We start from the raw sequence: 13,579 nt of genomic DNA on the forward strand, positions 1-13,579 counted from the left end.
CTTCCTATTACTTCGATAGGGAGAATGAGCTTCGATAGACAGAATGAGACAAATGACAGGCAAACAAAAAGGCTAAGGTCGAAACCTTAGCCTTTCTAATCACTTTAGGATGAGCCGTTTATCGCTCCAACAAGATTACTTCTTGTTGTTGTCCCAAATACCGTCTTCCAGCTGAGACTTAAGCTCTGGGAAGTCATTCGAATCGAATGTTGGTACTTTACCCGCGTCTAGTTGGCGGTTGTAGTCTTTCGCTAGCTTAATCACGATACCTGATAGCAGGATAATCGCCACCAAGTTAACAATCGCCATTAGGCCCATCGATACGTCAGCCAGTGCCCATACCGTTGGTAACGTCGCTAGAGAACCGAACATAACCATACCCAGAACAACGATACGGAACAGCACTAGGCCCTTCTTGTTGTTGTGCTCAAGGAAGATAAGGTTCGTTTCAGCGTACGAGTAGTTTGCAATGATTGAAGTGAAAGCGAAGAAGAAAATCGCTACCGCTACAAAAATGCCGCCCCATTCGCCCACTTGTGCTGTTAGTGCACGTTGCGTTAGTTCGATACCCGTTACTTCACCGTGTGGTACATACTCACCAGACATCAGGATGATTGCGACTGTTGCTGAACAGATAACAATGGTATCCATGAACACGCCTAGCATTTGCACGTAACCTTGTGATGCTGGGTGCGGTGGGTAAGGCGTAGCAGAAGCTGCTGCGTTTGGCGCAGAACCCATACCCGCTTCGTTCGAGAACAAACCACGTTTGATGCCGTTAATCATCGCTTGTGCGATTGCGTAACCTAGGCCACCCGCTGCTGCTTCTTGCAGACCGAATGCACTCTTGAAGATAAGAGCCAGTACTTCAGGCACTTTCTCGATGTTCGCGAACATCACGTACATAGCGATCGCTAGGTAAGCCAATGCCATGATTGGAACGATGATTTCTGCTGTGCGTGCAATCTTACGGATACCACCGAAGATAACGAACGCAGAGATGATTACGATACCAACACCAACGTAGCTACGCTCAAGGTCGAATGCCGTATTCATTGCGCTTGCAATCGCGTTCGCTTGAACCGCGTTGAATACAAGACCAAATGCAATGATGAGGAAGATAGAGAATAGAACCCCCATCCAACGCATGCCTAGGCCTTTCTCCATGTAGTATGCAGGGCCGCCGCGGTAGTTACCGTCGTTATCACGCGTTTTGTATAGCTGTGCCAGTGTGCTTTCTGCAAACGATGTTGCCATACCTAGCATTGCGATTAGCCACATCCAGAAGATAGCACCAGGGCCACCAGCGGTTAGTGCTACAGCAACACCTGCCATGTTACCCGTACCTACACGAGCAGCGAGACTAGTACAAAGAGCTTGGAAAGAAGAGATACCAGCACTGTCTGCTTTACGGCTGTTTCTAAGAACAGAGAACATGTGGCCGAAATGGCGGAATTGAATGAAGCCTAGTCGTACAGTGAAGTAGATACCCACACCAACCAGTAAGTAAACTAAGATAGATCCCCAAAGGAGATCGTTCATCAAATTGATTAAGTCTGTCACGTGAACCTCGTAATTGAGTTTAAGCACCGATCATGCTTCCTAGCCTTCCTCTTAATCGCCTATGCCTCTGTCAATGTTGTGTCGGCACTCTTGTTATATTCTTGCGGCGATTGAGACTGTAAATGTCGCTTCATGCATCCATTTTACGTATCAGTGTATTTTTTGACGGGCGGATAATGCAGCGAGACGGCCTAAAAATCAATATGCAAATACACTTATATTAAAATGACATTTCACTAATAACACACCTTTTGTTAACACAACTTTCAACAATGCAGCCCAATAAAAGTCACATTATCGGGACATAATATCAACAACAGCCACGGCACTACCCCAACAAGAACACCATCCTATAAAAATGACGTCAGCCTAGGTTTTACAAGGTATAGTGAAGATCTTCGTTTTTTTCTAGGCCAATGAGATCCCTATACCGCACGGTACCATGTGCACTTCAATGCATTGTAGTCAAAACGCTATTCCATTCGCACAATGAATTAACATTCAATAACCCCCAATTTAATCGTTTACTTAGGTTTGTTTGCCTGTTTTTTATACATAATAATTCTCACAATGTGTGAGCATGCATAAGAAAATAGAACAAAAGCTTCATGGATTTGAAACAAATGAGAAACAAATCAAAGTTATTGTGAACCTAAATATGATATTTATTGGTTCGTAAGAACTAGTCCCACGGAAGGAGATATGGCTTATGGATAGCTTTCAATTCGATGAAGTATCAGAACTAGAAATGCCTCGTGTAACTCAAAAATCACGCTCGAAACCACTCAAGCGTAAGTGGCGTGAAATCGAAGCCATCAACGATCGTAGGCAGCTTGAGAAAGAGCTGAGAGAGATGAACCTAGGTCTTGATTTTAGCCTTGACGATATAAAACTTTAATCAGCACGATAAGAAATCAGATAGCAAAAGGCACCTATATAGGTGCCTTTTTTATTTTTTGAGGTAGTTAATCCGCTCAAAGCGCCATTTGGAAACCAACCCTCTAATATAGAGGACACCTAAAATAGGTGCACCTCAACATTACAACGGGCTAAACACACTCTTGTTCATTTTGTCGAACCCGAGCCGCGAGTTGGCGATATTGATCGGCGATGGTCTCTCCAAAAACAGGGTCATCTTCCGGTTGAAGCCATTGAGACTCCACTTCTTGCCAATCTTTCACCGTGAACGCCTCAACAATCATGGGTAGCACATGCTTCTCTTCATATTCCATGTGCTTTCGCTGAGCCTTAACAAACGCTTCAAGCTGCTCAATAAAGACTTGCTGAGGAACCACCGCATCTTGAAGGATCATATCGACCAAACCTAAAAAGTCCGCCGTTTTCTCAGAAAGCAATTGATGCTCTAACTCCAAGTCTTCAATCGCTTGCTCGCTGCCATATTGCTTAAGATAGTAGCGATAAATGACGTCTTCTTTAGGGTGATGCACTTTGTCTGAATGGTTCATAAGGTAATGAACCACCTCTGCGATCAGGCTATAGTTTATTTCTCGCTCCTGTTTCAGAAACTCTAACTTACTGTTGAGTATCGCGAGTAAACGAGCCATATAGCCATGCTCTCGTCTTATCCTTTCAATCATCATAGTATTGCACTCCATTACACCTACTATTTATAAGTGTATACGAATATGCTGATTTATGATTTGACCCTGCTCAGAAAACCACCAACCTACACTTCTGTTGGTAAACGCCAGTCAATAGGTTGTTGATCCATAGAAGAAAGCAGCTTGTTGGTTGTAGAGAAATGCTGACAACCGAAGAATCCACGGCGTGCCGATAATGGCGATGGGTGAGGTGCAACCAACACATGATGCTTGTCGTCATCAATCGCTTGACCTTTCTTCTGGGCGTGTGCGCCCCACAACAAAAAGATGATCGGTTCAGAGCGCTGATTGAGCTCAGCAATAATGGCATCGGTAAAGGTTTCCCAGCCACACTTAGCATGTGAGTGTGCTTTTGCCTCTTCGACTGTAAGGACTGTGTTCAACATCAACACCCCTTGCGATGCCCAAGAATCGAGATAACCATGACTAGGAATCTCAAAGCCCTCTATATCTTGTGCAAGCTCTTTGTACATATTGCGTAGAGAAGGTGGGATTTTCACACCAGGAAGCACTGAGAATGCTAAGCCGTGAGCTTGGTTAGCACCGTGATAAGGATCTTGCCCTAAGATAACCACTCGCACGGATTCGAAAGGCGTCATATCAAAGGCACTGAACACCTGTTCTTGTGGCGGGTAGACGGTTTTACCACTATTACGTTGCTGTTCAACAAACGCGAGGACACTCTGAAAGTACTCTTTATCACGTTCATCATTAATAATGGATTCCCAAGTCTTTGGTGCGGTCATCGTTTTACTTCCCAATCATCAAGGTTTCTAGCGGCTTTCGCCAGACAAAAAAATAGCTGTATCGGCTAACTGTCCTAAATAAGGCTCTAGTTATACCTCATACAGCTATCAATAAACATGATGTGTAGGGTTCACTTGTTGATGAATCATAATAATCAGTTCAAGTTGTGCTTATCTCGATTAACCACTTTTCTGCTGTGTACGATGGTGGCCGTGGTTATGCACGTGACGGTTTGGTGTAGGTAAACGGCGTGCGACAGCAATAGTTGAAGTTTGGGTGATTGAATACATAAAGGCACCTCCTCTAAGACATCGTGAACTACATATTCACTTTAATACTATGAAAGAAAGGTGCCAATTTTTAGAAATAGACGGAAATAAATTTCCCCCTCTATTATTACGCTTGTTCGCTCGCTAGCGTTGCTGAGCGATGAAACATTCTAAGTTGTTGAATTTCCTCTTTCCAGATCGTCGAATCAATGGTTTCCAAGATAAGAGGGATACCATTAAAGCGAGAATCAGAGGCAATATACTCAAAACAATCCCAGCCAATTTCGCCTTTTCCTAAAGAATGGTGTCGATCGACTCGGCTCGCGAACTCAGCTTTTGAATCATTGATGTGCATTGCTCTTAGATAGTGCATACCCACGATGCGGTCGAACTCAGCAAAAGTATGCTCACACGCCTCTTTTGTACGTAAGTCATAGCCAGCAGTAAACGTATGGCAGGTGTCTAAGCACACACCCACACGTGACTTATCTTCTACCTGCTCGATAATCTCGGCTAGATGTTCAAACTTCCAACCCAGATTAGTGCCCTGCCCAGACGTATTCTCGATCACTGCGATTACGTCAGGTACCGCTTGATGAGCTAGGTTGATCGATTCAGCGATCTTCGCCAAACATTCGCTTTCTGAGATTTTCTTTAAATGACTCCCAGGATGAAAATTCAAAAGCGTTAGTCCAAGTTGATTACAACGCTCCATTTCATCAATAAAAGCCGCGCGTGATTTCTCTAGCTTCTCTTCTTCTGGCGCTCCTAGGTTAATCAGATAGGAGTCATGAGGAAGAATGTGCTCAGCACCGTAGCCCAACATTTTGCAATTGGCTTTAAAGGCACTAATGGTTTTCGCTTCTAGTGGTTTTGCCGCCCACTGTCTCTGGTTCTTGGTAAACAGTGCAAACGCATTGGCACCTATTTCACGTGCACGCATAGGCGCCTGATCAACACCACCAGCAGCCGACACATGAGCGCCAATAAACTTAATATTTGTTTCCGGTTTTGAGGATGAATTATTGTTTGTCATTAAATCACTTTACACTTTCAGAATGCTTAATAAATAAAGGGTCGTATCGGTTGTAGTTCAATAAAAACACAACAAATGTAGTAAACTTACAACAAATATGACTGTTAAATATTTTTTATACTTTAAAATATTTTGTAATTACTTTGTTTTCAAAGGTTTTATTGATTTACCTCAATATAATCACCTTTGTAAAAATATGGTTTTTGGTTGTTTTTTGACTTAAATCAATGTTAACCTTACCAATATTAGGTATACATTACCCAGCTCAATAAAAATCGAAAGTTAACACCATAATCAAACCACATTCAGTGGACTAGGAGATAGTTATGATCCAAGGTATTCAAATTACTAAAGCAGCAAACGATGACCTACTAAACTCAATCTGGCTACTAGATAGCGAGAAGAATGAAGCTCGTTGTGTTGTTGCTACTGCAGGTTTCGAAGCTGACCAAGTTATCTCAGCTGCAGACCTAGGCGAGTACGAAAGCCGTGAAGTTGCAATCGAAGCAGCACCACGCATCGAAGGTGGTCAACACCTAAACGTTAACGTTCTTAAGCGTGAAACGCTAGAAGACGCAGTTGCTCACCCAGAGAACTACCCACAGCTAACTATCCGTGTATCGGGTTACGCTGTACGTTTCAACTCTCTAACAACTGAACAGCAACGTGACGTTATCGCACGTACGTTCACTGAGTCTCTATAATTTTTAGAGCTTAAATTAGAATACAAAAACGGCGCTCATTGAGCGCCGTTTTTATTTGTTCGAAAAACAAATGGACGTTACGGTTGAACTCGACGAAGCACAGCTTTTAGCGCTTCAAAATCGTTATCAAGATCTTCAGACAACAATTCCATCGCCGCGTGTTTTGCTAGCGGGCCAGGCAGTTCGATATCAGAACCTAGGATGTCATCAACCACTTCTTTGAATTTCGCTGGGTGTGCTGTACACAGGAACAAGCCAGTTTCGTTCTCTTGCAGTTGCTCTTCCAGTAGACGGTAAGCAATCGCACCATGTGGTTCACATAGGTAACCTTGTGCTTTTAGGTCGCGAACTGACTCAGCGCTCTGCTCGTCAGATACTTTACCTTTGCCTAGTGTATCTAAGCCCCAACCTTTCAGTTGGCAAAGCTCTTCGATACGAGGCCAGTTGTTTGGTTGGCTTACGTCCATCGCGTTCGATGTTGTCGCAACAGTCGGTTTTGGATCCCATTGACCTGTTTCTAGGTAACGAGGAACAGTGTCATTTTCGTTAGTTGCTGCGATAAAACGCTTAACAGGTAGACCTAGCGCTTTAGCCAATAGACCAGCCGTTAGGTTACCAAAGTTACCACTTGGTACAGAGATAACGAGGTTTTCACGTTGCTCTTTAGTCAGCTGAGAAGCCGCCTCAAAGTAGTAACAGATCTGAGCCATTAAACGGCTGATGTTAATCGAGTTTGCCGAATTAAGACCGATCTCTTTACGCAGTTCAGCGTCATCAAATGAGTCTTTAACTAGAGCCTGACACGCATCAAAGTCACCATCAATCGCCACAGTGTGGATGTTCTTGCCAAGCGTACAGAACAGCTTCTCTTGCAGTGGGCTGATCTTGCCTTTCGGGTAAAGAATCACAACATTGATGTTTTCCATGCCGTAGAAAGCATGCGCAACCGCCGCACCAGTATCACCTGATGTTGCCGTTAAGATAGTGATTTGACCACCATCAGAAACAGCTGCTAAAGATTGAGCCATAAAGCGGCCACCGAAATCTTTAAACGCCAGTGTTGGACCGTGGAAAAGCTCAAGCGCGTAAACGCCGTCTTTTACTTGGTTGATTGGTGCAGGGAATTGGAACGCTGCATCCACCATTTGGTCGATCTGTTCTTTTGGTAATTCATCACCAATCAATGCTGACAGAATCTTTGAGCTACGAGGGACAAAGTCCTCTGCTAGCAGCGCATCGATATCATCAAACTTTGGCAGTTCAGATGGGAAAAATAGACCTTGATTACGGCCTAAGCCTTGACGAACGGCTTGGCCAAAAGAGACTTGTTCATCATTTTCTTTGATGTTGTACAGTTTCATAACTCACTTCCTGTAACGATCGAACCCTGCTTATCTAGGCGACAAACGTGAACGAATCCTTCTTCATTTTGTACGTAATTTTGTTCTAACCAGCGTGCAACACGCTCGGCGACATCTTGTTCTTTGCAAATGCTAAATAGAGTTGGACCACTACCAGAAATACCAGTAGCCAGTGCCCCAGCTGACAGCGCGTATTTACGAGCATCAGCAAACCCTGGAAGCAGTTTCTCACGATATGGTTCAGCGATCACGTCTTTGATCATCTTCGCCGCCAGTTCAGATTGACCTGAATGACACGCGTGGATAAAGCCCGCTAAGTGACGACCATGAGCAATAATATCCTGACGACGATATTGAGATGGTAGGATCTCTCTCGCTTCAGCCGTTGAAACCTTAATACCCGGATAAGCCATTACCCAGTACCAGTCGTCAAAACACGGTACTTCTTGGCTGATGATGCCTAGCTCTTCAAGCATGAGCTGCACACCACCAAGGTAACATGGCGCAACGTTATCGTAGTGGATACCACCTGAAATCTTGCCTTCCATTTCACCCATCAGAGCAAGCAGTTCAGTTTCATTCAGGGGCTGACCGTGAAAACGGTTTAGCGCATCCAGTGCCGCGACGATTGAACATGCACTAGAACCCAAACCTGAACCGATAGGCATGTTCTTTTCTAGTGTCATTTCTAAAGGCTTTAGCGTAACGCCTTTTTTATCAAGCTCTCTCGAGAACACCACCCAGCAGTCGTAAACGATGTTTTCTTTTGCTTCAGTTGGCAGCTTAGAAACAAAGCTGCCTGCAGTTTTAAGTGAGAATGGTTCATCACCGGCTTTAACCATAACTCGGTCACCTAGCAGCGTGCCATCCACTGGAGACACAGCGGCCCCCAGCACATCAAACCCTACACTGACATTACCGATTGATGCAGGAGCATAAACGACAACATCCATATCACTTGAACTCATTCTTAAACTCCTAATTTCCAACCAAGAGTACGCATCACATCAGAGAATACGCCAGCAGCTGTTACTTCAGTACCCGCGCCGTAGCCACGCAGTACTAGAGGGATTGGTTGGTAGTAACGGCTGTAGAATGCTAATGCGTTCTCGCCATCTTTAATCTTGAACATTGGGTCGTCGCCATCAACAGCAGCGATACGAACCTTACACTTACCTTCAGCGATTTCACCCACATAACGAAGTACTTTACCTTCTTCTGCTGCGATAGCTGACTGCTCTTTGAAGTAAGCATCCGCTTCTGGTAGGCGAGCCATGAACTCTTCAACCGTACCTGAATCATCAAAACCCGGTGGCAGAGCTTGGTCTACTTCAACATCTTCAAGTTCAAGCGCCATGCCTGCTTCACGAGCAAGAATAAGCAACTTACGCGCCACATCCATACCAGATAGATCATCTCGAGGATCCGGTTCAGTGAAGCCGTTATCTTTTGCAATATTGGTTGCCTGGCTCAGTGTCATACCTTCATCAAGCTTGCCGAAGATGTAAGACAGTGAACCTGAAAGAATGCCGTTGAACTTCTCAAGTTCATCACCTGCAGAGATAAGGTTCTGTAGGTTTTCGATGACCGGTAGACCTGCACCTACTGTTGTCTCGTACATCAGCTTACGACGTGAGTTGCGTGCAACTTCACGAAGCTGATGGTAGTAAGCCATGCTTGCTGTGTTTGCTTTCTTGTTTGGTGTTACTACGTGGAAACCAGCCGCTAGGAAATCAGCGTACTGCGCCGCAATACCTTCGCTAGACGTACAATCAACCAATACTGGGTTGATGATGTGGTTACGTTGAACCAAAGCCGCTAAACGCGCTAGGCTGAACTCTTCAGTCGCACTCGACATACGGTCACGCCACTGCTCTAACGGTAGACCATCGCTGTCTAGCAACAAACCTTTACTGTTTGCTAAACCACATACGCGAATCACGATGCCTTTTTCAGCCAGTTTGCCTTGCTGACGTTGGATCTGGTCAACAAGCTCGCCACCAACACCGCCGACACCCACAACGAATACATCTAGGAAGTGCTTAGAGTTAAATAGGTTCTCGTGACACGCTTTGATTGCTTCAGAGATTTTGTCTTCAGGGATAACCGCTGAAATAGCGCGCTCTGAAGAACCTTGAGCAATAGCAACAATGTTGACGTTCACTTCAGCTAAAGAAGAGAAGAACTGAGATGCTACGCCACGTGAAGTGCGCATACCGTCACCCACCAGCGTTACAATCGCAACGTCATCCATGAACTCAACCGGCTCTAACAGGCCATCTTTAAGTTCAAGTTCAAACGCGTCTGACAACACTTGTTTCGCTTTCACCTTATCAGCCGATTCAATACAGAAGCTGATGCTGTACTCAGAAGAAGATTGAGTAATAAGGACAATAGAAACGCCAGCAGAAGACATCGCGCCGAATACACGACTCGCCATACCTACCATGCCCTTCATGCCTGGGCCTGATACGTTAACCATGGTTAGGTCACTTAGCGTCGTAATACCTTTGATTGCTAGGTTATCTTCGCCAGTGTCTTGGCCAATCAAAGTACCTGCGCCTTGTGGGTTGAAGCTGTTTTTGATCAGACAAGGAATGTGGAATTGCGCAATAGGAGCAATGGTTTTTGGGTGTAGAACCGAAGCACCAAAGTAAGAAAGCTCCATCGCCTCTTGGTAGCTAAGAGACTTGAGCAGACGAGCATCATCAACTAAGCGTGGGTCACAGTTGTAAACGCCATCGACATCAGTCCAGATTTCACAGCAATCAGCACGTAGACACGCCGCTAACACAGCCGCTGAGTAGTCAGAACCATTACGACCTAGTGTGACTAGCTCACCTTTTTCATTACCCGCAGTAAAGCCAGGCATGATGTTAACGTGACCTTTAGGAAGTGGAGATTGTTGGAAGTTCTGAGTAGAGACATCCACATCGACCATAGCTTCAAGGTGATCGCCTTTAGCGTATAGGTATTGGACAGGGTCAATCAGGCTTGCTGGTTGGCCTTTCGCTTCCAGTACCGCTTTCATTAACTGGATAGAGATTCGCTCACCTTTACTGATGATGCGAGCATTAACGTGGTTCGGGCACATACCAAGTAGGTTGATGCCATTCACGAACTGCTTTAGCTGAGCAAGAGAGGTATCCACCTGCTCTTGAAACGCGGCACCATCGATAGAAGGCACGACCGCTTTGATCTCTGCAAACAGTGTGTTAAATGAAGATTCGATCTCTGTAATCTGTGCGTCAGCTTCACCATTTTTCAGTGCAGCTTCAATAACAGCGACCAACTTATTGGTTGTTTTTCCTGGAGCCGATAGTACAACGGCTAGCTCTTCTTGCTGGGCATTATTAGCGATGATATCAGCCGCTCGTAAAAAACGATCTGCATCAGCTAATGATGAACCTCCAAACTTTAAAACGCGCATCCCTTTCTCCATAAGTCATAAAAATGGTACAAAAAAAGGCCTGTATCTTGTTGGATACAGGCCTTTTTTTTAAAATCCGTTACTTAGCAGCCTGCCCCAACAATGTTAATGTCGGTAATAATAATGGTTGTGGTCATTACTAGGTGGCTTACGTGCTGCATATCAAATTCTCTGCTTGTGCTTTACTCTACGTGTATCAATTTTTACCACTGGACGTCAATGAAAAGTTGCGTTTTTTTTACATTCGCACCGTTTTTCAGAGCAAACCGTCATTTAAGGGATAAAACACCCTGTATAAACCTTCACTTAAGATACTGGATTTACTCATTGAACAGGCAATAGTGATCAGTTGCATATATAGTCATAACAAAATGCTATATCGATTGTGCAGCGAACGTACAAGTTCTGTGCTTTAATTGAACGATAACGTTCGAAGAACAATAATAATGACATCAGGAGTGGGAAATGAAGAGATTACTTATTCTTTTGGCTTTTGCTATGCCTGTTGTTTGTTCAGCGAATAGCTTGCCTCTACTACCCAGCCAGATCGATAGTTCTTCTCATAAATTCTTTATCTCCACACAAAACGCGTCGAGTGAAAGCTTCGATACTTGGAAGATAGACAGTGGCTACTCTTATAGCTTGTTTTCAGATGTGGATCTTTACGTCGGTACACGTATCAATAGTGCGGCACTGAAACAGGAAAGTGGATTCTTGAGTGGTGTCAGTTATCAGTTCTCAGAAAGAGTCTCTTTTAACAGTTCTCTACACACCTATAAAGACGAGACCGAAGACAATGAGAAATCGGTAGCCGCAGAGGTTTCCAGCCGAGTGCAACTAACAGATAACCTAGATTTGCATGCCACCCTTGATTATGAAGAGTGGCAGCAAGGTGTTGAAGTGGGACTAGGGTTTCGCTTTTAGTCTCTTTAGCTTGTTCTTTATTAACAGATTAGTGCGGATTGAGATCCAAACTTTTAGTACATCACAAACCATTCCCCGTTTAGTACATCACAAACCATTCCCCGTTCTAATCTATCAACGGCATTCAATTTGAGTCAGTTACGATTCAATTAACAGCTCAGATGAAATTAACACGCCATTCCAATCGGCATAAATATAGTCACCAGGCTGAATCAGTTGATTATGTATAGAGAGTGTCACATTCACTTGGCCGACACCGCGTTTCTCTGTTTTGAATGGCGATGCACCTAACGCCTGAACGCCAAGGTCCATTTGCGACATCATGCCTACATCACGCACCGCACCGTTTACAATCACGCCTTCCCAACCGTTTTCTATCGCGAGAATAGCGAGTTGATCGCCAAGCAGCGCCTTCTGGCATGAGCCATTTCCGTCAACGACAAGCACTTTGCCACAGCCGTCGGTCTCTAAAACCTCGCGAACCTTGGAATTATCGTGATAACAACGAACTGTTACAATTTTTCCAAAGAACGCACCACGTTGGCCGAAGTTCTGCAATGGCATGTTCAGTAGGGTGACTTCGCTTTCAAACTCATCACACAAGTCGGGTGTTATATCGTGCATATATCCTCCGTGAGTAAGGCGTTACCGGTTATGTCAGGCTAGCCTCTATGCTTTTATATGTTATTAAAATTAATCCTTTGTTTTCATTGTTCTATGCTCAATTTATTACTCAATAAAAGTTGATTGAGCATATTTATCTACTAGACTCTTAAGACAGCTTTCAGCTTCCTTGGTTCATAATCCGGTCTGTAGCAGGCAAGATGTGCGAAGCATCTCGAATAATCATTCTTGTTTTGGTGCTAAATAGTCACCATAACATTGGTTAAGTTGTAGCCATACTATTAAAGTTTGTTGCGATACGGCAATTGATGTAAATCAACAAAGTGAATGGAATTAACATTCTCGCGTTGTTAGCATGCTGTTAACATTATAGAATCCACTCCAATCACTAAAAGAATGATTGAAAGGCGTACTGGATCTACGTTATTGGGCAATACTTCAAGGAAGGCAGATAGCTGGAAGTAAGTGTTTTTTTGAAAACTTTAAGTTATCATCAAAAATACATTACCTGTATGTTATGTTTTTGCCTAGAATTTATTCTATTAGCACAGTTTCGTCACAAATTTAGGTACCGCCAAATGCAAACCCCGCAGATTCTTATCGTTGAAGATGAGCAAGTAACTCGTAACACTCTAAAGAGTATTTTTGAAGCAGAGGGATATGCTGTTTTTGAGGCTAGCGACGGTGAAGAGATGCACCAAGTGCTATCTGACAACCAAGTTAACCTTGTAATTATGGACATCAACCTTCCAGGTAAGAATGGCCTACTACTTGCGCGTGAACTACGTGAGCAAGCAAACGTAGCGCTTATGTTCTTAACTGGTCGTGATAATGAAGTTGATAAGATCCTTGGCCTAGAGATCGGCGCTGATGACTACATCACTAAGCCTTTCAACCCTCGTGAACTGACTATCCGTGCACGCAACCTTCTGAACCGTTCAATGAGCACAAGCTCTGTTCAAGAAGAGAAGCGTAGCGTTGAGAAGTATGAGTTCAACGGTTGGGTACTAGATATCAACAGTCGTTCTCTGGTTAGCCCAGATGGCGAAGGCTACAAGCTACCTCGTTCAGAGTTCCGTGCTCTACTTCACTTCTGTGAGAACCCAGGTAAGATCCAAACACGTGCTGACCTTCTTAAGAAGATGACTGGCCGTGAGCTTAAGCCACACGATCGTACTGTAGACGTAACAATCCGTCGTATTCGTAAGCACTTTGAATCTGTTTCTGGTACGCCAGAAATCATCGCAACGATTCACGGTGAAGGCTACCGCTTTTGTGGTGACCTAGAAGACTAATTCG

12 protein-coding genes, 1 pseudogene and 1 other annotated feature are annotated in these 13,579 nt (G+C 44.2%); of the genes and pseudogenes, 5 read left to right on the top strand and 8 right to left on the bottom strand.

The window, feature by feature from the left end; genetic code table 11:
- Positions 1–135: 135 nt before the first annotated feature.
- Positions 136–1,563, bottom strand: a complete 1,428-nt coding sequence (locus AB4493_RS14925) for a sodium:alanine symporter family protein (protein ID WP_032545312.1) — start codon at positions 1,561–1,563, stop codon at positions 136–138.
- A 709-nt stretch (positions 1,564–2,272) separates the two neighbouring features.
- Here AB4493_RS14925 and AB4493_RS14930 point away from each other — a divergent pair.
- Positions 2,273–2,461 carry a DUF3545 family protein gene (locus AB4493_RS14930; RefSeq protein WP_017059319.1) on the top strand — a complete coding sequence of 63 codons (189 nt, stop codon included), beginning with the start codon at positions 2,273–2,275 and terminating at the stop codon, positions 2,459–2,461.
- 151 nt (positions 2,462–2,612) lie between these two features.
- Here AB4493_RS14930 and AB4493_RS14935 read toward each other — a convergent pair whose 3' ends face one another.
- The 3 genes from AB4493_RS14935 to nfo form a co-directional block, all read right to left on the bottom strand.
- Positions 2,613–3,164 carry a hemerythrin domain-containing protein gene (locus tag AB4493_RS14935; RefSeq protein WP_017070073.1) on the bottom strand — a complete coding sequence of 184 codons (552 nt, stop codon included), beginning with the start codon at positions 3,162–3,164 and terminating at the stop codon, positions 2,613–2,615.
- 86 nt (positions 3,165–3,250) lie between these two features.
- Positions 3,251–3,931, bottom strand: a complete 681-nt coding sequence (gene ung / locus AB4493_RS14940; RefSeq protein WP_017059317.1) for a uracil-DNA glycosylase — start codon at positions 3,929–3,931, stop codon at positions 3,251–3,253.
- A gap of 397 nt (positions 3,932–4,328) precedes the next feature.
- The gene (gene nfo, locus AB4493_RS14945; protein WP_102319761.1) at positions 4,329–5,237 is read right to left on the bottom strand and encodes a deoxyribonuclease IV; all 909 of its coding nucleotides are present in this window, start codon (positions 5,235–5,237) and stop codon (positions 4,329–4,331) included.
- Positions 5,238–5,563: 326 nt separating this feature from the next.
- Here nfo and grcA point away from each other — a divergent pair, with 326 nt between their 5' ends.
- Entirely contained in the window at positions 5,564–5,941 is a 378-nt protein-coding gene (grcA, locus tag AB4493_RS14950) for an autonomous glycyl radical cofactor GrcA (protein WP_017059315.1), read from the top strand.
- A gap of 77 nt (positions 5,942–6,018) precedes the next feature.
- Here the strand turns inward: grcA and thrC are convergent, their stop codons facing one another.
- Genes thrC through thrA form a run of 3 tightly spaced genes read right to left on the bottom strand, consistent with a single transcriptional unit; the run spans position 6,019 to position 10,732 of the window.
- The gene (gene thrC, locus AB4493_RS14955) at positions 6,019–7,302 is read right to left on the bottom strand and encodes a threonine synthase (RefSeq protein ID WP_102394353.1); all 1,284 of its coding nucleotides are present in this window, start codon (positions 7,300–7,302) and stop codon (positions 6,019–6,021) included.
- Positions 7,299–8,255, bottom strand: a complete 957-nt coding sequence (gene thrB / locus AB4493_RS14960) for a homoserine kinase (protein ID WP_372155311.1) — start codon at positions 8,253–8,255, stop codon at positions 7,299–7,301. Before thrB ends, thrC begins: the two co-directional genes overlap by 4 nt.
- A gap of 17 nt (positions 8,256–8,272) precedes the next feature.
- Positions 8,273–10,732, bottom strand: a complete 2,460-nt coding sequence (gene thrA / locus AB4493_RS14965; RefSeq protein WP_017059312.1) for a bifunctional aspartate kinase/homoserine dehydrogenase I — start codon at positions 10,730–10,732, stop codon at positions 8,273–8,275.
- 29 nt (positions 10,733–10,761) lie between these two features.
- Positions 10,762–10,880 (bottom strand) — a sequence feature (Thr leader region).
- 317 nt (positions 10,881–11,197) lie between these two features.
- Here thrA and AB4493_RS14970 point away from each other — a divergent pair.
- Positions 11,198–11,656: a hypothetical protein gene (locus AB4493_RS14970; RefSeq protein ID WP_017070076.1), complete on the top strand. Its 459-nt coding sequence runs from the start codon at positions 11,198–11,200 to the stop codon at positions 11,654–11,656.
- A gap of 138 nt (positions 11,657–11,794) precedes the next feature.
- Here the strand turns inward: AB4493_RS14970 and AB4493_RS14975 are convergent, their stop codons facing one another.
- On the bottom strand, positions 11,795–12,280 hold the full coding sequence (locus AB4493_RS14975) for a putative 4-hydroxy-4-methyl-2-oxoglutarate aldolase (protein ID WP_017059310.1): 486 nt from the start codon (positions 12,278–12,280) through the stop codon (positions 11,795–11,797).
- A gap of 47 nt (positions 12,281–12,327) precedes the next feature.
- Between AB4493_RS14975 and AB4493_RS14980 the strand changes: the two are divergent.
- A pseudogene (locus AB4493_RS14980) lies at positions 12,328–12,429 on the top strand (ribonuclease activity regulator protein RraA); the annotation flags it as partial.
- Between the two features lie 429 nt (positions 12,430–12,858).
- On the top strand, positions 12,859–13,575 hold the full coding sequence (gene arcA / locus AB4493_RS14985) for a two-component system response regulator ArcA (protein WP_004741534.1): 717 nt from the start codon (positions 12,859–12,861) through the stop codon (positions 13,573–13,575).
- Positions 13,576–13,579 lie beyond the last annotated feature (4 nt).

This window comes from Vibrio sp. 10N.222.55.A1 (genome assembly GCF_041473835.1).
GTDB classification, from domain to species: Bacteria; Pseudomonadota; Gammaproteobacteria; order Enterobacterales; family Vibrionaceae; genus Vibrio; species Vibrio crassostreae_C.

Coding starts and splice junctions, on each gene's coding strand:
- AB4493_RS14930 (WP_017059319.1), top strand. CDS start 2,273: ATGGATAGCTTTCAATTCGATGAAGTATCAGAACTAGAAATGCCTCGT.
- AB4493_RS14935 (WP_017070073.1), bottom strand. CDS start 3,164: ATGATGATTGAAAGGATAAGACGAGAGCATGGCTATATGGCTCGTTTA.
- ung (WP_017059317.1), bottom strand. CDS start 3,931: ATGACCGCACCAAAGACTTGGGAATCCATTATTAATGATGAACGTGAT.
- nfo (WP_102319761.1), bottom strand. CDS start 5,237: ATGACAAACAATAATTCATCCTCAAAACCGGAAACAAATATTAAGTTT.
- grcA (WP_017059315.1), top strand. CDS start 5,564: ATGATCCAAGGTATTCAAATTACTAAAGCAGCAAACGATGACCTACTA.
- thrC (WP_102394353.1), bottom strand. CDS start 7,302: ATGAAACTGTACAACATCAAAGAAAATGATGAACAAGTCTCTTTTGGC.
- thrB (WP_372155311.1), bottom strand. CDS start 8,255: ATGGATGTTGTCGTTTATGCTCCTGCATCAATCGGTAATGTCAGTGTA.
- thrA (WP_017059312.1), bottom strand. CDS start 10,732: ATGCGCGTTTTAAAGTTTGGAGGTTCATCATTAGCTGATGCAGATCGT.
- AB4493_RS14970 (WP_017070076.1), top strand. CDS start 11,198: ATGAAGAGATTACTTATTCTTTTGGCTTTTGCTATGCCTGTTGTTTGT.
- AB4493_RS14975 (WP_017059310.1), bottom strand. CDS start 12,280: ATGCACGATATAACACCCGACTTGTGTGATGAGTTTGAAAGCGAAGTC.
- arcA (WP_004741534.1), top strand. CDS start 12,859: ATGCAAACCCCGCAGATTCTTATCGTTGAAGATGAGCAAGTAACTCGT.